We start from the raw sequence: 19,486 nt of genomic DNA on the forward strand, positions 1-19,486 counted from the left end.
TTCCGTCCTGGGTTTGCGTCGGCCGGGCGGAAAAATGGGAGCCGCCTCAGGCCTTTCCGGCCGGATAGCGCACGGGCCGCGCCGGCGCAACGGGAACTTGAGCCGGACAGGGCTCCCCTGCTCCCGGCGCGGGGTTTTCGTCGGCTATCTTACCTCTCCGTCATTCCGGGGCGATGCGCAGCATCGAACCCGGAATCCATCGGGCGGCATGGGCGCAGCGAAATGGATTCCGGGTTCGCGCCCTTCGGCGCGCCCCGGAATGACGGCGGAGGACCGTCTAGTCGCAGCCCCCTATTGCAGGGTCGGATCGAGCTTGTCACGCAGCCAGTCGCCGATGACCGAGACAGCCAGCGTGGTGACTACGATCGTGGCCGCCGGCGCCAGCATGATCCAGGGCGCACGGGTCAGGTACTCGCGGCCATAGCCGACCATGTTGCCGAGGCTGGTCATCGGCGGCTGTACGCCCAGGCCGAGGAAGGACAGGCCGGATTCCATCAGGATCACCTCGGGGAAAACCAGCGTAGTCGAGACGATCAGGGTCGAGGCGATGTTGGGCAGGATATGGCGGAGATAGATCCGCGACGGCGTCGCCCCTAATTGGCGGACCGCAGCCGCATAGCCTTGCGCATTGGCCGAGATGGCGAGGCCCCGCGCGATGCGCGCATAACGCTCCCAGCCGAACAGACCCATCAGACCAATCAGCAGGTGCAGCGAATTGCCGAAGAAGGCGAGCACGGCCAGCGCCATGATCAGGAACGGCATGCTGGCCTGGAAGTCGGTCAGCATCAGCACGAGTTGCTCCACGGCGCCACGGAAATGCGCGGCGAAGAATCCCAGCGTGGTGCCGACCACGGCCGAGATCGCGGTGGCGCCGAAGGCGATCAGCAGCGAGATGCGGATGGAGACCAGCAGCCGCGACAGCACGTCACGGCCGAGCTCGTCGGTGCCGAGCCAGTGCGCCGCGTTGCCGGGTGCGGCGAGGCGATTGCGCAGGTCGAGCTGGGTGAAGCCGTAAGGCGCGATCTTCTCGGCGAGGGCGGCGATCAGCAGCATCGCAACGATCCATGTGATCGCAAGCGCGACCGAGACCGGGATCGCCGGCAGCTTGATACGACGGCCCCGGACCGTATCTTTCAGCGTCGCGTCGGTCATGCGTGCGCTCCCTTGGCGCGGAGGCGCGGATCGAGGAAGCCGTAGAGGAAATCGACGATCAGGTTCGACGTCACCATCGTCATCGCGACCAGCAACAGGATGCATTGCACGACCGCGAGATCGCGATTGGCGACGGCGACGACCAGCAGGCGCCCCACTCCCGGCCAGGCGAATACGCTCTCGACCACCACCGCGCCCGCGATCAACGTGCCCACCATGAAGCCGAGAATGGTGACGGTCGGGATCGCCGCATTCGGCAGCGCGTGCGACGTCACCACCTTGCGCCACGGCACGCCCTTCGCCGAGGCAGTGCGGATATAGGGCTGGCCCAGCACTTCGAGCATCGCGCTTCGGGTGAATCGCGCCAGCACGGCGGCGCCGCCGAAGCTGAGAGTTGCGATCGGCAGGATGGCGTGGCGCCAACTGTCCTGCCCGCCAGACGGCAACCAGCCGAGCTGCACGGCAAAGACGAGCACCAGCAGCAGCGCGAGCACGAAGCTCGGCACCGTGAAGCCGGCCACCGCCGTCATCATCACGGCGCGGTCGATCGCCGAGCCACGATACAGCGCGGCGTAGATGCCAGCGGGAACGCCGAGCGCGACCTTGAAGAAGAAGGCCGGCAGGGTCAGCGCCAGCGTGGCCGGGATACGCTCCAGCACGAGCTCGATCGCGGGCCGTCCGTCGCGCATGGACCGGCCGAGCTCGCCCTTGGCGATGGCGCCGAAATAGTCGAGATACTGAAACCAGATGGGGTCATCGAGGCCCCAGGCCTTGCGGAACGCCGCGAGCACCTCGGGCGGCGCCTCCGGTCCCAGGATCATCAGCGCGGGATCGCCCGACAGTCGCAGAACGATGAAGGCGAAGGTGACGACGAGCACGATCGTAAGCGCGGCGCGCCCGATGCGAATGGCGAAATAGCGTCCCATCAGGCCGCGTCCCGTGTCTCTGAGCCCGTGACGAGATGGCAGGCGACCTGCCTGTTGCCGCCGACGGCCGCGAGCGCCGGCACGTCGCTCGCACAGCGGGCGATGGCGCGCGGGCAGCGCGGGTGGAAGGCGCAGCCTTGAGGTCGCGCAGCAGGATTCGGCGGATCGCCCGACAGCACGATGCGGCCCGCGCTGCGGCGGCCCGGTGCGGGCGAGGCCGAGACCAGCGCCTGGGTGTAGGGATGCTCAGGCTGCGCGAACAGGTCGTCGGCACTGCCGATCTCGACGATGCGGCCGAGATACATCACGGCGACGACGTTGCTGATCTGCCTGACGACGCGCAGATCGTGGCTGATGAACAGCATCGTCAGCGAGAGTTGCGCCTGGAGATCGGCGAGCAGGTTCACCACCTGGGCCTGGATCGACACGTCGAGCGCGCTGACCGGCTCGTCACAGACCAGGAAATCGGGCTTCGTCGCGAGCGCCCGCGCCAGCACGATCCGCTGGCGTTGCCCGCCCGAGAGCGCGCCCGGATAGCGCGCACCGTGCGCCGGCGTGAGCTCGACCGCGCGCAGCAGCTCGCGCACGCGATCCCCGCGCTCTGCGGAGGTGCCGAGATCATGGATGTCGAGAGGCTCGCGGATTTGGGTGGCGACCGGCAGGCGGCGGTCGAGTGCGCCGAGCGGATCCTGGAAGATCATCTGCATGCGCGCGCGTTGTGTACGCCAGGCAGTCGTTCCCGGAGCGGCCATCGGCTTGCCCTGGAAGCGCACTTCGCCCCTGTCGGGCGGCTCGAGGCCGAGCACGATGCGCCCCGTGGTCGACTTGCCCGAGCCGGACTCGCCGACGAGACCAAGCGTCTCGCCCTTGGCGATCGTGAGCGACACGCCGTCGACCGCGTGCACGGCCGTACTGCGGCCGAACATTCCGGAGCGCATGGCATAGCTGCGCGAGATCGCAGACACCTCGACGAGCGGCGGGCTCATTCGGCGGCGATCCCGAGCAGCGCGTGGCGCGAGGCCTCGGCGCGGATGCAAGCGACGCTGCGGTCATCCGCGATCGGCGCCAGGCTGGGAGCGCCAAGGCCGCACGGTTCGGCCGCCAGCGTGCAGCGCGGCGCGAAGGCGCAGCCGCTCGGCATGTGCGCCGGATCAGGCACCGTTCCAGGGATTGCGGTCAGGCGCCGCCGCGGTCCATCGAGCGGCGGCAACGCGCCGATCAGACCCTGTGCATAGGGATGCACGGGGTCGGCGAAGAGCTGATTGCTGGGGGCCTCCTCGACGATGCGGCCGGCATACATGACCGCGACCCGGTCGCAATTCTCGGCGACGACGCCGAGATCGTGGCTGATCAGCACCATCGCCATGCGCATCTCGCGACGGATGGTTGATAGCAGCTCCAGGATCTGCGCCTGGATGGTGGCGTCGAGCGCTGTCGTCGGCTCGTCTGCGACCAGCAGATCGGGATTTCCGGCCAACGCCATCGCAATCATGACGCGCTGGACCTGCCCGCCGGAGAATTCGTGCGGATAGGCTTCGAGCCGCCGCCCCGCGTCGGGAATGCCGACGAGCTCGAGCAGCCGTCGGGCTTCCGCCTTCACGGCGCTGCCGGAGAGATCGCGATGCAGCGCCAGCGCTTCGCACAGCTGCTTGCGGATGGTCAGCACCGGATTGAGCGCGCTCGCCGGATCCTGGAAGATCATGGCGATGCGGCCGCCCCGTACGCGATCGAGCTCTGCCGCCGGCGCGCCAAGGATATCACGGTCATCGAGCCGCACCGAGCCGGAGACCTGCGCGTGCCGCGGCAACAGGCCGAGGGCGGCCAGCCACGTCACCGATTTGCCCGATCCGGACTCACCGACGAGCCCGAGGGCCTCGCCCTTCCGCAAGGCAATGTCGACGCCGCGCAGGACCGGCACGCCGTTGAAGGCGACGCGCAGGCCTGCAATGCTGACCAGCTGCACCACGTCAGGCCTCGAAATTGCCGGCGCGGAAATCCATCGCGAAGGCAGGAGATGCCTTCCACTTGATCGATTTCGGCTTGGCCGTGAAGGTCGCGTTCTGGTGCAGCACCGTGTAGGCTGGATCCTCGCGCTCGGCGATCTCCAGCATGCGGCGGAAGGCCTTCTTGCGCGCGGCGCGGTCGGTCGAGGTTTCCAGGAACTCCGAGAGCTTGTTCAGCTCGACATTGGTCCACTCGCCGATCTGCTGCTGCTGACCATTCGGCCCGTGCTGGGCCACCAGCGACGACACGGGATCGTTGAAGGCGGCCGAGTTCGACCAGTCGCGCACCGCGCGCGTCGGCGCACGCTCCATGATCTGCGACCAGTTCTCCTTGGTCTCGATCTGCACGTTGAGGCCGACCGACTTCCACATCTCGACCAGGATCTGCGCGGTTGCGACCTGGTTGGTGTAGTAGTTGTTGAGCAGGCGATAGGGGATCGGATCGCCCTTGTAATTGGCATGCTTCAAGAGATCCTGCGCAAGCTTGGGGTCGTACGCGGGCACGTTCCAGTCGGCATTGAACATGTCGCCGTAGAACTCCCACTGAAGCCCCTTGGGAACGCGGGTACGGCCGGCCCACAGGCTGTCGACGATGGCCTGGCGGTCGATCGCGTGGGTGAACGCGCGCCTCACCAGCGGATTGGCGAGCTGGGCGTGGTTCTTGTCGAACACAGTCAGGCGATGATTGAGGATGGTGCCGCCCTGCACTTCGAACGCGGCGTTCTTCTCGATGCCCGCGATCTGGTCCGGCGGGATGTCGCAGGCGAACTGGTATTCGCCCGACAACAGGCCATTGATGCGGCTCGCGACTTCAGGGACTTCGAGGAAGCGGATGCGCTTGAGCGGCGGACGGCCACCCCAATATTCGTCGTGGGCTTCGAGCGTGAGCGAGACGTCGGGCTTGAGCTCGACGACCTTGTAAGGGCCCGTGGTGACCGGCTTGCGCGCCCAGTCGAGGTAGCTCGCAGACTGATCCCAGGCGCGGCGGTTCATGATGTCGGAGCCGTAGCGCGACAGCCGGCCCTCGATGGTGACGTCGGGCGTCGCGTTGTAGAAGCGCACCGTGTACTTGTCGACGGCATCGACACGCACGAGGTCCGGCCAGATGCGGCGGGCGACGGCCGGCACATCCGGTGGCAACTCCTTGCCGGGGCGCGGCGTCGGGATCTTCTCGAAGGCCTTGATGGTGGAGCGGTTCTTGGCCTCGGTCTCGCCGAACATGCGTTCGCGGCTGAAGGTGAAGACGACGTCTTCCGCCGTGAGCTCGTCGCCATTGTGGAATTTGACCCCCTGGCGCAGCTTGACCTCGACGGTCTGATCGTCGATGCGGCGCCATTCGGTGGCAAGGCCGGGCACGGCTTCGAGATTGCCGCGCCAGTTCTTGGAGATGAGCCCTTCCCAGATCGAGGAGAAGAACACACGCTCGCCGACATTGGACTGCTCGCGCAGCACGTCGAGCACGTTCGCGTTGGTGATCTTCTGCACGGCGATCGTGACCGACGGACGGTTGTCGCCTTGTGCGATCGCAAAGCGCGGGAGCAGCAGCGTGCTTGCGGCAACGCCGCCGGATTTCAGGATGGTGCGACGGGTGAATTTGCTCATGGCGGTAATCCCAGCCCTGGTTGATGCTGTTATTCGGCGAGACCGAGCGCCGCGAGATGGGCTGCGCCGGCGCGGACGTCGTCGTGGTTGCGGAGTTCGAGGATCAGCCGCGGGTTGGAATTCAGCCGGCCGAGTGCGCGGAATACGGCAACCCACGGGATGTTGCCTTCGCCCGGCGCCCAGTGCCGATCGGCAAAGCCGTCGGTGTCCTGGAGGTGCACATGCGTCAGCATGTCGCCGGCGGTCTCGACATAGTAGTCGACCGGCGGCGCTCCGGTGGAGACATGCGCGTAATTGGCGTGCCCGGTGTCGAGCGAGACGCGGACCTTGCTGCTTTCGAGCGCCTTGGCAAGGCGCACGCGGTCGCGTGGATCCTTGTCCTCGATGTTCTCGATGACGATCTCGCAGCCGATGGTCTCAGCGCGCGCAATCACCTCGGCGAGCGTGGCCTTGACGCGTTCGACGATGTTGCCGCGGTTCTCAGGATAGAGATCGAGGTTGTTGTGGTCCCACGTCGTGAACGGCGAGTGGATCACCATTTGCGTCGCGCCGAGGAACTCGGCAGCATCGAGGCCCTGAAGCAGGCGCTTGGTCACGGCCTGACGGATCATGGGATCGTGGCTGTCGATCTTGAAGCCCCAGAACGGGCCGTGAATGCCGAGTCGGCCGGTGTGACCGGCAAGCATCTGCTTGATCTCGCCGGCGGTCGCGCGCCAGTCGTTATCGAGCAGATCGGCGCGGAAAAAATCCTGAATCTCGAGATCGCGCTGCCGTTCGAGCAGCCAGTCGCGATGCGCGGGGATGGATTTCATGGACAATGCGGCGCCCAGCACCGGATTCGACATGGGTTGCTCCTTTGTCGTCAGCGAAGACCGGAGCAGCGCTAGACCAGTTCAATGACAGCCCCGTGAAACACGCCTTCCGCCGTACCGAAGGGATGTGGACATCTCGCTGGCCGCGTGCTGCGGATCAGGCCGCAGCGATGGCGCCACCGATGCCGAAAGAACACAGGGCAAGCGGTATCCATGTCCGTAGTGATCCGGAATGGAATCCTAACCATGCTTCGCGTACGTCGCAGGACATCGATCGGCGGCCACTTCGACGGGCATCACCCTCTGATCGCGCAACATGGGGTTGGGGGACCACATGGGGCGGGGGATTGAAGGCTGGGGGCAAGGTGACGAGGTCCGGACTCCTAGGCACTCCGGACCTCGAAGCTTTCTGTATCGAACGCAATCGCGCCGCCCGGCTGGTTTCTGCCGGGCGGCGCGTTGTCGTTTCGGCGGTGTCGTGCAGCTAAAGCGCGATGTGATTAAGATGAATCGTCATCGCGCTTTAGGTTGTTGTTTAAGCATGATCTTTTCGGAAAACCGCTGCGCACTTTTCCGGATCATGCTTTAGCGCGTCTGCGGCTCGATCGTCACCGTGCAGTCGCCCTGCCCTTGCGTCGCGACCACGATGCTGCCCGCGAAAGCGCCGAGCGCGATCGGCGCGGACGAGCCGCCGTCGGGCATCTGGACCGTCACGCTCAAGGAATCGGTGCGCGCAGTTGAGCCAACCGTCGAGGGTTCCGCCTGGGCGACATTGCCCGAAGCGTCACGCCGCATGATCTGGCAGTTCACAAGGCTTCCGCCGGCCGCTGCCATGCTCGACGAGGTGCTGCCGCCCATTTGTGCACGCGCCCGCGACGGATCGCGCGGCACCTGGCTGACGATGCGATGCGTCCGGGGCTCGACAATGACCAGCTCGTCATCCGTTGCGAAGTATTCGTAGTCCCGATATTCGGGCTCGATCGAGACGATCTCGGGCGGCAGACGGTGCAGGCGCACGCGCGGCGGAATTGTCTCGCCGATTCGGATCGAGATGTTCAGATTGCGCTCCGGCTGCGCGAGGCGTGCGCGGCTAATCGTTTCGGAGATCCGCACCTGCTTCTCGGTCGTCACCTGGGCCTGTTGATTGACCTGCGTGTTGGTCCGCGTCGTCTGATCGGCTTGGTTGGTTTGCGTGCCGGTTTGAGCTGGTGCGGTTTGTGCGTTGGTACCCGGAGCCGTCCGACTCGTGTCGGTCGCGGTGGCCGGCCGGTTGTTCTGGTGCGCCGGCGACTGTTGCTCGGCGGCACTGCGCGGCGGCTGAGCCTGGTTGCGCTCGTTCTGGTTGGCCGCAGCTCCTGCGCGCTCGTTCTGCTGGCCAGCCGGGCCGGCCTTGGACTTCTCGGATTCGGCCGTTGATTTCTGCGGGGCGGCCTTGTCCTGCTTCGTCTCGGCGCTGCTCCTGCCACTGTCGCGTTCGCGTCCGGGTTTAGCGCTCTCCGCCTCGCGGTTACGGTCACGCGAAGGCTCACGAGAATCTTGTGCCTGATCCTTCGCCTTCGGTTTATCGCGCTCGGCAGAAGTGGCCGGCTGGCGCTTGTCATCGTTGGCCTCGCGCTTGGCCGCGCCGCCCTTGTCCTCGCGTCCCGCTCCCTGCTGAGCGTCCTGCGCACGCTCCTGAACGCGGTCTTGCTGGCCGCCGCGCTGCGGCGTAGCGCCTCTTGCCGGTTCCTCGGCCCGTTTGGGTTCGTCTCTCGCTGCGCCCGGCGCCTGGGCGTAGGCCAAGCCGGTGGCAAGCATCAATCCAACAGCCGCAGTCGACAACATCAGGTGTTTGCGCATGATCCCTCTCCTCGACAATTCGCAACAACGGAGGCGAACGTCCCGCGGGGGCGAAGGTTCCTGAGGAGGAACGCAGCCGCGGAGTGAGCGAGCAGATCAGGTCGCGTTCACATCGCATCCTTCAACGTCAGTCGTGCCGTGAACGTCACGCTGGTCTTCCCGACCAGTGCCATGCCCTCGACTTCCGCACCGCCGGGAAAGTATTCGCCGGAAAAGCCGCAGGTGACCTCTCGGCCGCCGAATGCGAGCGTCCTGCCGACCGCTTCGCTGTGCTGATTGACGGTCATGTCGCCCCGCCACTTGCCGTTCCGGAAGGTGTAGCTGCCGGTGTAGTAGAAATAGCTGTCGCCGCCCATGATGCGACCGTCACAGAGCACGACAACACCCCTCGCCTGCCCGCGCTTGCCGTCGCGCATCTTGATGTCGAAGATGTAGAGGCCGTTGACGACCCTGGCCTCGTCACCCGCTTCCGCACCATCCTCAGCCGACATCGGATCATCTCCTCATGTCGATCGGTTGTTCCGATCAGTCCGGCACGTTCCGTTCGAGATCCTCGAGCCAGGCGGCCGCGCTCGAATCCGACGGCGCGCGCCAGTCGCCGCGCGGCGACAGCGAGCCGCCCGCCGAGACCTTTGGCCCATTCGGCATGGCCGAGCGCTTGAACTGGCTGAAGGCAAAGAAGCGGCGCAGAAACACCTCGAGCCAGCGGCGGATCTCCCGCAGATCGTAGGCCTTGCGCCGATCGTTCGGGAACGCCGGCGGCCATTCGCCGCTGGCGACGTCCTTCCAAGCATGAAGCGCCATGAACGCAATCTTGGACGGCCGCATGCCGAAACGCAGCGTGTAGAACAGGTTGAAATCCTGCAACTCGTAAGGCCCGACGGACGCTTCCGTGCTCTGCGGCTTCTCGCCCGGCTGCACTGGCACCAGCTCGGGGGAGATTTCTGCGGCAAGGATCGAGCCAAGCGTCCGGTTGACGTCGTCGCTGAACTCCTTGGAGGAGATCACCCATCGGATCAGATGCTGGATCAGCGTCTTCGGCACGCCGGAATTGACGTTGTAATGCGCCATCTGGTCGCCGACACCATAGGTGCACCAGCCGAGTGCGAGCTCGGAGAGATCGCCCGTGCCGATGACGATGCCGCCGTGATGATTGGCAAGCCGGAACAGGTAGTCCGTGCGCAGGCCGGCCTGAACGTTCTCGAAGGTGACGTCGTAGACCGTCTCGCCCTTGCCGAAGGGATGGCCGATGTCCTTCAGCATCTGCGTTGCGGTGGTGCGGATGTCGAGTTCCTGCCAGCTCGTGCGCAACGCCTGCATCAGCGCCAGCGCGTGAGTCTTGCTTTCGCTGCCGGTGGCAAAGCCGGGCATGGTGTAGGCAAGGATGTTCTCGCGCGGCAGGCCGAGCAGGTCGACCGCCTTGGCCGCGACGATCAGCGCGTGGGTGGAATCGAGACCGCCGGAGACGCCGATCACAACGCGCTTGGTGCCGGTCGCGCGCATGCGCTGTACGAGGCCGGCGACCTGGATGTTGTAGGCCTCGTAGCAATCCTGCTCGAGCAGGCTCTCGTCACTCGGCACGAAGGGAAAGCGCTCGATCTTGCGCAGGAATCCGATGTCGGCGGCCGGCGGCTTCAAGGCAAAGGCGATCCTTCGGTAGAAGCCTTCGCGCTGCCGGCGGTTGTCGTCGAACGTCCCCATCAACGCGCGTTCCTGCCTGAGCAGGTCGAAATCGACATCGGCCAGCGTGATCTGGCCACCCTGGCGGAACCGCTCGCCTTCCGCCAGGAGCACGCCGTTCTCGTAGATCGAGGTCTGGCCGTCCCAGGCGAGATCCGTGGTCGATTCCCCTGCCCCGGCGGCCGCGTAGACGTAGGCCGCGAGGCAGCGCGCCGACGTCGATTGGCACAGCAGCGCTCGCGAGCGCGCACGGCCGATCGTGATCGGGCTCCCCGAAAGATTGATCAGCACGCTGGCGCCTGCGAGCGCCAGCTCCGAGGCCGGCGTCACCGGAATCCACATGTCCTCGCAGATCTCGACGCCGATGGTGAGGCCGGGGACGTCCTCGGCGGCGAACAACAAATCGACGCCGAAAGGGGCGTGCAGGCCGCCGAAGGCGATCGTCTCGCCGGTGATGCCGGCACCGGATGCGAAATGGCGTCCCTCGTAGAACTCGCGGTAGGTCGGCAGATAAGACTTCGGCACCACGCCGAGGACGTTGCCGCGATGAATGACGACGGCGCAATTGTAGATGCGATGACCAAAGCGCAGCGGCGCCCCGACGATCAGGACGGTCATCAGCTCCGCGGCGGCCTCGACGATCGCGGCGAGCCCGCGCTCGACCGCATCGAGCAGCGGATCCTGCTTGACCAAATCTTCGATCGCATAGCCGGACAGGCACAGCTCGGGGAACACGGCGACCGCCACCGACTGCTCGTGGCAGGCCTCGGCCGCCGCCAGGACAGCCTTGGCGTTAGCGGAGGGATCGGCGACATGGGAGGTGGTGACACAGGCCGCCACGCGCGCAAATCCGTGAGCGTAAATCGATTGGAAAGTCATCGAGCGCAGTACCCTTAGCTCTCTTCGCTACCGAAGCCCTCAGCTCCGGCGCCTTATGTAGCCCATCGACCGGGTCCCGTGCGAGCCATCCGCCGTCATGCATAACGGATTTTCAGGGGCGCCCGTCCTGTGTGTCTGGCGAGCTCAGGCGCTGCGCGCCAGCATGCCCGCCAGATCGTCGCGCAGCCACTCCACGACGCGGGGCCAGGCATGCGCGTGGGTGCGGGCGCCCATGAACAGGCCGAGATGATTGCTGGGTTCGGAAGCCGCCGCAATGAAGGCTGGCGGCGTGCCGAGCAGATTCGCGGTGGCGAGTGCCTGCGCGGCCGGCACGACATCGTCGTCGAGCCCGGCCAAGAGGAAGACCGGGATTTTGACGTTCCTCAGGTCAATGTTGCGGCCGAGCGCGACGAATGTGCCGCCGGCAATCCGGTTCTCCCGAAAAATCCGGTTGACGATCTCGAGATAATACGTGCCCGGAAGATCGAGCGTTTCCGTATTCCAGCGATCGAAGCGCGCGAGGAGCGCCGCGCCCTCCTCGTCCGAGAGGTCTCTCTGCAACGCCGCCACGATATCGTCGCGGCTTGGGGCTTTTGACCACAGGCGCAGCATCTCGTCTCCGCTCACGTTGCCGCCTCCACGCGCAACCAGCTGGTCGTAGACCAGCTCGGGCGCGTTGCGGGTGAGCCGCGATAGCGAGGACTCAATCGACAGGTCCACGGGAGCACCGACCAGGACCAGCCGCCGGACCTTGGCTGGAAAGCGCGCCGCATAGAGCAGCGACAGCCATCCGCCCTGGCAAAGGCCGACGAGATCGACCGGCGCGCCGATCTCGTCGATGGCGACGTTGAGATCGCCGAGATAGTCGTCGATGGAGAGATAGCGCATGCTCGGGGTGGCCGACCGCCAGTCGGTGAGATAGACCCGGTCGATACCGCCCTGTTGCAGGGATTGCACCACGCTGTGTCCCGCCGCGAAATCGGCGATCAAGGCCCGATGCAGCGCGTAGGGGGCGCAGACCAGCGCCGGCTGGCCGGCCCGGGTCTGCGAGCAATCGCGCAGCTGCATTGTTGCGAGCTCCAGCGCAACGCTGTTGGGTGTCGTCCATGACAGGCTGCTGTCACCCTGCTCCGCCGGTGCCCGCTCCAGCCACCAAAAGCAGGCATCCATGGCAAGCTGCGCGGCTGCGAACGGCCACAGCCGCGGATCATCAGCATACCCGGGTCCGTGCGGCTGTTGGGCGGTCTTTTTCACCATGGCTACCTCGATGTCCTCACAGGAACGCCTCGAGGCTCACGACGGCGATGCCGAGGTCCCGAAAACTCTGATGGGTCGCGGCGACCGAGCCGTCGAGATCGATGCCGCGGCTGGCATCCTCCACGACGGCCACCTCCAACCCTGCCTTGCGCGCATCCTCCGCCGAGAAGCGGACGCAGAAGTCCAGCGCAAGACCGGCTACAAAGACAGTCTTCAGCTCGCGCTCGCGCAAATAGCCGAGCAGTCCGGTCGGCGTCCGATGGTCGTTCTCGAACAGCGCCGAGTAGGAATCGATGCCACGGCGAAAGCCCTTGCGCACCACGAGGTTCGCCCGCGTCACCTCGAGATCGCGATGAAATTCAGCGCCCGCCGTACCTTGCACGCAATGCGTCGGCCATAGTACCTGCCTGCCGTAGTCGAGGTCGATGGTCTGGAACGGCTGCTTGTCCGCATGGTTCGGCGCGAACGAGACGTGGTCGCTCGGATGCCAGTCCTGGGTCAGCACCACATTTGCGAATTTTTTGGCGATCCGGTTGATGGCGGGGACCACCTTCTCGCCACCGGGAACGGCGAGCGCCCCGCCGGTACAGAAATCGTTCTGCACGTCGATCACCAGCAGCACGTCTCGGTCGGAAATCTTCATCGTAAGGCCCCATTCGATCCGGCTGACGTCAAGCGCCGGCCGCTCCTCCAATGTCGATCTTCCGGCGCAGCTTCGCAACCACCGACGGCATGCGGCGATACCGCGCTGACCGCCAAGGGTCGTCCCTGAATGCAACGCTTTGACCTCGTCAGTGTTGACTAGGAACAACCAAGCGAGGAATCTCAGACCGTCCGTAAGCCGCGGATCGGATCAGGAACGGAGGCGAAGGTTCCCGAGGGCCGGTAAGGCCGCGGAAGCCGCAGGGGCCATGGGCATCGGCAAGACAGGGCAAATTCTTCTCGCCGACATCGGCGGCACCAATGCGCGCTTCGCGCTCAGCCGGAGCGATCAGACCGGACCGATCGATTATGTGAAGGTCGCTGACTTCCCAACCGTCCGCGAAGCCATCGCAGACGTCCTGGCGCGCCGGTCGGGCGGCGAGCAGCCCGAAAGAGCGGTGCTGGCCGTGGCGGGTCCTGTCACCAACAACCGTTGCGTCATGACCAACAGTCCCTGGGTCATCGACGGCAACGAGCTACAGCCCGCGCTCGACTTCGACAGCGTCCATGTGCTGAACGACTTTGAAGTGGTGGCCTGGTCCCTGCCCGCCTTGCAGCCTGCCGACCTGATTCCGCTCGGCGGAGGCGATGGCTTGCCTGGCGAGCCGTTGCTGGTCGTCGGGCCCGGCACCGGTTTTGGTGTCTCCTGCCTGGTCGAACGCCATGGTTCGCGGCTGGCCGTCGTCACCGAGGCTGGACACGCGACCCTGCCGGCGGAAAACGAGCGGGAAGAACGCGTGATTGCCTGCTTGCGCCGGCGCCTCGGCCATGTCTCGATAGAGCGTGGCGCACTCTCGGGTTCCGGGCTGCAGAACCTCTACGAAGCGTTGGCCGAGATCGACGGCGCTCAGGTGCCGCATCGCGAGGCCGCCGCCATCACCAAGGCCGCGCTGGAGGGCAGTTGTCCCGTCAGCCGCGCGACGCTGGATATGTTTTGCGCCATCCTTGGCTCGGTTGCAGGAAATCTCGCGGTGACCTTCGGCGCCCGCGGCGGCGTCTATGTCGCGGGCGGAATCGTGCCTCGCTTTCGCGAGTTCCTCGCCAACTCGGCGTTCCGGGCACGCTTTGAAGCAAAGGGGCGCTTCCAAGACTATCTGCGCAACATCCCGACCCGGCTCGTGATCAAGCCTGATGCGAGCTTTGTCGGCTTGACGATGTTTGCCGAGCACAATGCGATCTGAGGCAAGTTGCGCCCCCAATCTCTCGGGTTCCAGTAATTAACAACTGATTGCAGCCAAGATGCAGTTCCACGCAGGATCGTGCTTGCCTGCGCGTTTCCGATGCGAAACACTCCCGCCCTGTGCGTGGCGTAGTTGCGGGGGCGTGACATGCGTAAGCAGGATCTGGGTTTCGACTACCACCGCTATCACCGGCTCCTGAGGGAGGCGGATAACGAAGACAAGCGGCTGGCCTTGATCGAGCTCTTGATCGAGGAAAAGGCGCGTGAACGGCTGGCTGCCCAGCGCGCCTCCGATCGCGCGGCCATGACGGCCCACACCATTGCGAAGGTGTTGAGGAACGGCCGCAGCTCAGGCGGTTGAAGCTTTCCCGGGCCTTACGCCCGGCATGATCGGTCAGCTTGGAATTGTGGCTGACGGCTTGGGAAACATCGAATCGATCATCGTCCTGAGCTGATCCATGGCGATCGGTTTGCGCAGGATTGGCCGGCGCCGGAGCAAGGACGGCAGCAGCTCCGGACCATAGCCCGTCGCGAACAGAAACGGCTTTCCACGACGTTCGATCAGGTCGGCGACGGGGTCGACGTAAACGCCCATCAGATTGATGTCGAGGATGGCCAGATCGTATTGCGCGGTCATGGCGAAGGCGCTCGCGTCTCGGACATTGTCCGCTTCCGCGACGACATGATGGCCGAGTTCCTGCACCATGTCCGCCATCATCATCCGGATCAAGGCCTCGTCTTCGACCAGGAAAACGGAGAGTCCGTCCGCCATATCAACCCCGCAGTCAGCCTTGCGAAGCTAACCATAACCGAATTGCGGAGTGGATACACGAATTCGAGGACCGGGTCGTCAATTCACGCATGCCCGATCGGATTCATTTGAGATCAATCCAGCCCTCGCTCGTGGCTCAGGCGCACCATCTCCTGAATGAACACCTGCTTTTGCTTGTCATCCAGGCTCGAATAGAGCGGCTCGGCCGCGTCGGCGACGTTGCGTTGGTCGGCAGCGCGATCAATCAGGAACTGCGCCTCGTTGCGCATCTGCTCGACGATGTCGTCGGGCGGATCCCGTTTCGCGCGCGCAACCCGCAGGTTGAGCCGCTCTGCACCATTGTGCCCGAGGTAGTGCATCGCGCTCGAGAAGCCGTACCAGTGCTTCTCCTGATCCGGCGTGAGGTTCAGCTGGGTCTTGATCCGTTCGATGTACGAATCGCTGTTGGCGACGATCTGCTCGGCAGTCAGCTGCGGCGCGCCGGTCTGGGTGAGAACCGTGACGTCCTTGTTGTCCTTATTACCCTTGTCCTGCGGCGCGTTCTTCGCCTCTTTGGTGGCTTTGGCGCTCTTCCCCTGCTTGGCGCTCTTGGCGTCCTTGTCCTTGGCTGCGCCTTGCTGCTTGGCGTCCCTGCTGGACTCCTTGGCGGGCGGCGGCTGATTGCCGCCGTTGTTGCCGACACCGAGCACGCCGGTGAAGACGCCGACCACGCCGCCGATCGCGCCGCCGAGCACGCCACCGACCGGACCCGCCGCCTTGTTCCCCGCCGCCGCGCCTTCCTGAACGCCTTTGACCAATCCTTGAGCATTCGCCAATTCTGCGGCACCGAGCAAGAGCGCGAGCACGGAGCCCAGCGCGAAGCATTGCCGCAGGAAAAGCCGCGCTGGCAGCGCCGCGTTCATCATTCTCGTCTCCATCGTCGATCGGACTGGCTGATCGGGTGGGCGTCACCCGCCAGCTGCGACTCTATCGTTTCTGCTGCTTTGAGGTCCATACGCTGCCGATTGCTGTCCACGCCCGAAAAGTCTTTCAAGCGAAGCGGTTATGCAGGCTTATTCGAAACTGCGGCGTAAATGCGCACGATCGTTTCAGACCGATTGACGCGCAAGTGTGCGTCGCAAAAACCGAGCGCTCCCGCGTGAGCCTCGGCCTTTTCGGACACCACGTTAGTTTTAGACGCGGAGCTGTTTGGCTTTCTCGACAGATGCGATCAATCATGATCTGATCGCGCTACCAATTTGCTGCGGCTTGCGTGAAATTGCTCTCGTCGGCCGACGGCGACAATAAGAAAATCGAACAGAACCAAAGAAGAGACTCTGTCAGAGGAAACTCCAACAACAACACCCAGGCGAGGAAACGAGATGTCACGCAAGACACTGACGCGACGTCAATTTGTGGCTGCCACTGCAATGTCCTCCGCGGCGCTGATTTCAGCGCCGTACGTCCGCGGCGCTTACGCCGCCGGCAAACTCTCGATCGGCTTCTGGGACCATTGGGTGCCCGGCGCCAACAAGGCCTCGACAGATCTCGTCAATGAATGGGCCGCCAAGGAGAAGGTCGAAGTCTCGATCGATTACATCACCAGCAACAACAAGAAGCTCGAACTGACCGTCGCCGCCGAAGCGCAGGCCAAATCCGGCCACGATATTCTGCAGATGCCGACCTGGTGGCCGCATGCCTATGCGGACAACCTCGAGCCGGTCAATGACGTCATGGAACCGGTCATCAAGCAGAATGGTGAGGTCAACGACACGGTCAAATATCTGGGCCAGACCGGCGGCAAATGGCTGGCCGTCCCGGCAACCGTCGGCAGCCAGATCAAGGGCCCATGCTCGCGGATCGACCTGATGAAGAAGCATGCCGGTATCGACGTGCAGGAGATGTACCCGGTCGGCGCACCGCCAAAGGTCGACAATTGGACGATGGAGACCTTCCTGAAGGCGGCCGAGGCCTGCCAGAAGGCCGGCTTTGCGTTTGGCATCGGACTCGGCGAGACCACCGACAGCGTCGATACCGCCGGCGCCATCTTCAGCTCTTTCGGTGCGGACCTCGTCAATGCCAAGGGCGACGTCACGGTGAAGACCGATGCGGTTCGTCAGGCTCTCGAGTTCTACAAGAAGCTGATTGCCGTCCTGCCGCCTGACGCGGCGTCGTGGGACGATGCGTCCAACAACAAATGGCTGATCTCGGGCCGCGGCGCGATGATCCTGAACCCGCCGAGTTCCTGGGCGGTCGCAAAGCGCGACGCGCCGCAGGTGGCCGAGCAATGCTGGACCCACGGTTTCCCGGCCGGACCGAAGGGGCGTTTCGCGCCCTTCCTGCCATACTTCTGGGGCGTCTGGAGCTTCGGCAAGAACAAGGAGGCCGCCAAGAGCCTGCTCGTTCATCTGTCGCAACCGTCATCGATCGAAAAATTCGTCGCGGCGAGCGGCGGCTACGATCTTCCGGCATTCGCCAACATGACGAAGCTCAAGACATGGGCCGAGGAAGGGCCGCCGAAGGGCACGCTCTTTCACTATCCCGATCCCTACAAGCACCAGACGATGTCGATCGCGGCGGCTCCGGCACCGCCGAAGATCGCACAGCAGATCTACTCCCAGGCGACGCTGACCAAGTTGGCGCTGCGTTATGCGCGGGGCGAGACCATGGAGCAGGCGCTCGCCTGGGCCGAAGGCGAGTGCGAAGGCTTCATGCGGAGCTGATGCCGGCTGAGCGGCGGTTCACGCGTTCGCGCGTGGGCCGCCGACGATCCGCCACTCCCGTCCCCTTGTCGTGGGAAGCCGACCGATGCGGCCGGCTTCCCCGTTGAACCTTCCGTAAGAAAGTCTGACCATGGCCGATGTCGTCGTTGAGCAAGGTCGCTCCGTCCGCGCCGCGACCCCGCGCAAACGCACAAGCTTACACAATGCGCTCAGGCGGAAGTCGACGGTGGCGTTCTTTCTGACGTTGCCGCTGATTATCCTGATCGCGCTGCTGGTGCTCTACCCAGCCTTCTATTCCGTGCACCTCGCGACGCTGAACAAGTCGATGCAAAAATTCGTCGGCTACGCCAATTTCACGTTCCTGTTCAAGCGCGACACGTTCTGGATGGTGGTGAGGCAGTCCTGCATCTTCGCGATCACCGCCGTGTTCTTCAAGGCGCTGCTGGGCTTCATCGTCGCTCATTTCGTCCACAACCTGCCGGCCAAGGGCCAGCGCAAGTGGCGCGGCATGCTGCTGGTGCCGTGGGTGATCCCGCCCGCGATGAGCACGCTGGCCTGGCTGTGGCTGTTCGACCCCTCCTATAGCGCCTTCAACTACACGCTGTCGTTCTTCGGCGTCGGCCCGATCCCCTGGCTCGGCGACACCTTCTGGGCGCGTTTCTCGGTCATCCTCGTCAATGTCTGGTACGGTGCACCGTTCTTCATGATCATGTACCTGGCGGCGTTGAAATCGGTGCCGGACCAGCTCTATGAGGCGGCCGCCATCGACGGCGCCAACTGGTGGCAGCGGATCTGGTACGTCACGCTGCCGATGATGCGCAACATCATCGCCATCACGACGCTGTTCTCGCTGATCGTGACATTCGCCAATTTCGACATCGTGCGCATCCTGACCTCGGGCGGCCCGCTGGACTCCACGCATATATTCGCGACCTGGGCGTTCCAGGTCGGCATTCAAAGCAGCGACATTCCGCTGGGCGCCTGCGTCTCGCTGTTCATGGTGCCGATCCTGGCAGTCGCGGCGATCTTCATTCTGCGCGACGTCAACAAACGTGGGAACGAAGCCTGATGAGCACGCTTGCAATCGACAAGGGCGGCCCCACGCGCAAGGTCAAATACCGGAGCATGAGCCGGGATCGCACCTGGGCGCTGCGCTGGTCCTACTTCTTCCTGGTGCTGTTTGCGATATTCTCGCTCACGCCGCCGATCTACATGCTGATCACCTCGCTCAAGAGCAGTGCGGAAATATCGGCGGCGACCAATCCATGGTGGGTGTTTCATCCCACCCTGGCGAACTACGTCGAGCTCCTGACCTCGAACCAGTTTCTTCGCTTCTTCTGGAACTCCGCCATCGTCTCCATCGTGGTCGTGATGGTCACCATGCTGATCAGCATTCCCGCGGCGTTCGCGCTGGCGCGGATGAAGTTCTGGGGCTCGACCACGCTCGCGACCGGCGTGTTCCTCACCTACCTGGTTCCCGACAGCTTGTTGTTCATTCCGCTGTTCAAGATGCTGGCGCTGGTCCAGGACCTGACCGGGATCACGCTGCTCAACAGATGGTACGTGCTGCTGTTCATCTATCCGACGCTGACCGTGCCGTTCTGCACCTGGATCATGATCGGCTATTTCGCCTCGATCCCGAAGGAGCTCGATGAGGCCGCCCTCATCGACGGCGCCTCCTGGCTGCAGACCTTGACGCGGATCTTCATTCCCGTCGCGCTGCCCGGGCTGATCGCTGCGACCATCTTCGCGTTCACGGTCTCCTGGGCGCAATTCCTCTATCCCCTGGTGTTCACGACCTCGGTGGATCAGCTCGTGCTGCCGGTCGGGATCACCACCACGCTGATCAAGGGCGACGTCTTCAACTGGGGACAGATCATGACCGGCGCACTGCTCGGCGCGGCGCCGCCGCTGATCATCTACGCGTTCCTGATGGATTATTACATTGCTGGCCTGACCGCCGGCGCGACAAAGGGTTGA

At 64.5% G+C, this 19,486-nt stretch carries 18 protein-coding genes; 5 read left to right on the top strand and 13 right to left on the bottom strand.

Annotated features, from left to right (window positions below):
- Positions 1-291: 291 nt before the first annotated feature.
- From ACYCVF_RS27935 to pncA, 11 genes are all read right to left on the bottom strand, one after another.
- On the bottom strand, positions 292-1,152 hold the full coding sequence (locus ACYCVF_RS27935) for an ABC transporter permease (protein ID WP_459595651.1): 861 nt from the start codon (positions 1,150-1,152) through the stop codon (positions 292-294).
- A complete protein-coding gene (locus tag ACYCVF_RS27940) occupies positions 1,149-2,078 on the bottom strand; it encodes an ABC transporter permease (RefSeq protein WP_459595650.1) in 930 nt (309 codons plus the stop codon). Before ACYCVF_RS27940 ends, ACYCVF_RS27935 begins: the two co-directional genes overlap by 4 nt.
- Positions 2,078-3,064, bottom strand: coding sequence for an ABC transporter ATP-binding protein (locus ACYCVF_RS27945; protein WP_459595649.1), 987 nt, complete (start codon positions 3,062-3,064; stop codon positions 2,078-2,080). Before ACYCVF_RS27945 ends, ACYCVF_RS27940 begins: the two co-directional genes overlap by 1 nt.
- Entirely contained in the window at positions 3,061-4,044 is a 984-nt protein-coding gene (locus ACYCVF_RS27950) for an ABC transporter ATP-binding protein (RefSeq protein ID WP_459595648.1), read from the bottom strand. The genes ACYCVF_RS27945 and ACYCVF_RS27950 overlap by 4 nt, the downstream gene beginning before the upstream one ends.
- A 1-nt stretch (position 4,045) precedes the next feature.
- Entirely contained in the window at positions 4,046-5,683 is a 1,638-nt protein-coding gene (locus ACYCVF_RS27955) for an ABC transporter substrate-binding protein (protein WP_459595647.1), read from the bottom strand.
- 29 nt (positions 5,684-5,712) lie between these two features.
- The gene (locus ACYCVF_RS27960; RefSeq protein ID WP_459595646.1) at positions 5,713-6,528 is read right to left on the bottom strand and encodes a sugar phosphate isomerase/epimerase family protein; all 816 of its coding nucleotides are present in this window, start codon (positions 6,526-6,528) and stop codon (positions 5,713-5,715) included.
- A 552-nt stretch (positions 6,529-7,080) separates the two neighbouring features.
- Positions 7,081-8,334, bottom strand: coding sequence for a DUF1236 domain-containing protein (locus ACYCVF_RS27965; protein WP_459595645.1), 1,254 nt, complete (start codon positions 8,332-8,334; stop codon positions 7,081-7,083).
- Positions 8,335-8,441: 107 nt separating this feature from the next.
- Positions 8,442-8,825, bottom strand: a complete 384-nt coding sequence (locus tag ACYCVF_RS27970; protein WP_459595644.1) for a GrlR family regulatory protein — start codon at positions 8,823-8,825, stop codon at positions 8,442-8,444.
- A 34-nt stretch (positions 8,826-8,859) separates the two neighbouring features.
- Entirely contained in the window at positions 8,860-10,893 is a 2,034-nt protein-coding gene (locus ACYCVF_RS27975) for an NAD(+) synthase (RefSeq protein WP_459595643.1), read from the bottom strand.
- Positions 10,894-11,037: 144 nt separating this feature from the next.
- Positions 11,038-12,150: an alpha/beta fold hydrolase gene (locus tag ACYCVF_RS27980; protein WP_459595642.1), complete on the bottom strand. Its 1,113-nt coding sequence runs from the start codon at positions 12,148-12,150 to the stop codon at positions 11,038-11,040.
- Between the two features lie 16 nt (positions 12,151-12,166).
- Positions 12,167-12,793 carry a bifunctional nicotinamidase/pyrazinamidase gene (gene pncA / locus ACYCVF_RS27985; protein WP_459595641.1) on the bottom strand — a complete coding sequence of 209 codons (627 nt, stop codon included), beginning with the start codon at positions 12,791-12,793 and terminating at the stop codon, positions 12,167-12,169.
- Between the two features lie 268 nt (positions 12,794-13,061).
- Here pncA and glk point away from each other — a divergent pair, with 268 nt between their 5' ends.
- Together glk and ACYCVF_RS27995 are read left to right on the top strand one after the other, a co-directional pair.
- On the top strand, positions 13,062-14,033 hold the full coding sequence (gene glk, locus ACYCVF_RS27990) for a glucokinase (protein WP_459595640.1): 972 nt from the start codon (positions 13,062-13,064) through the stop codon (positions 14,031-14,033).
- 147 nt (positions 14,034-14,180) lie between these two features.
- Complete coding sequence (locus ACYCVF_RS27995; RefSeq protein ID WP_459595639.1) at positions 14,181-14,393, top strand: hypothetical protein; 213 nt, start codon at positions 14,181-14,183, stop codon at positions 14,391-14,393.
- Positions 14,394-14,426: 33 nt separating this feature from the next.
- Here the strand turns inward: ACYCVF_RS27995 and ACYCVF_RS28000 are convergent, their stop codons facing one another.
- A complete protein-coding gene (locus tag ACYCVF_RS28000; protein ID WP_459595638.1) occupies positions 14,427-14,804 on the bottom strand; it encodes a response regulator in 378 nt (125 codons plus the stop codon).
- A gap of 113 nt (positions 14,805-14,917) precedes the next feature.
- On the bottom strand, positions 14,918-15,709 hold the full coding sequence (locus ACYCVF_RS28005; protein ID WP_459595637.1) for a Spy/CpxP family protein refolding chaperone: 792 nt from the start codon (positions 15,707-15,709) through the stop codon (positions 14,918-14,920).
- Between the two features lie 456 nt (positions 15,710-16,165).
- On the opposite strand from ACYCVF_RS28005, the gene ACYCVF_RS28010 reads away from it, so the two are divergent.
- The 3 genes from ACYCVF_RS28010 (at position 16,166) to ACYCVF_RS28020 (ending at position 19,486) form a co-directional block, all read left to right on the top strand.
- Complete coding sequence (locus tag ACYCVF_RS28010) at positions 16,166-17,506, top strand: ABC transporter substrate-binding protein (RefSeq protein WP_459595636.1); 1,341 nt, start codon at positions 16,166-16,168, stop codon at positions 17,504-17,506.
- 130 nt (positions 17,507-17,636) lie between these two features.
- Positions 17,637-18,575 carry a carbohydrate ABC transporter permease gene (locus ACYCVF_RS28015; RefSeq protein ID WP_459595635.1) on the top strand — a complete coding sequence of 313 codons (939 nt, stop codon included), beginning with the start codon at positions 17,637-17,639 and terminating at the stop codon, positions 18,573-18,575.
- Positions 18,575-19,486, top strand: a complete 912-nt coding sequence (locus ACYCVF_RS28020) for a carbohydrate ABC transporter permease (RefSeq protein WP_459595634.1) — start codon at positions 18,575-18,577, stop codon at positions 19,484-19,486. Before ACYCVF_RS28015 ends, ACYCVF_RS28020 begins: the two co-directional genes overlap by 1 nt.

Source organism: Bradyrhizobium cedriense, from assembly GCF_054602315.1.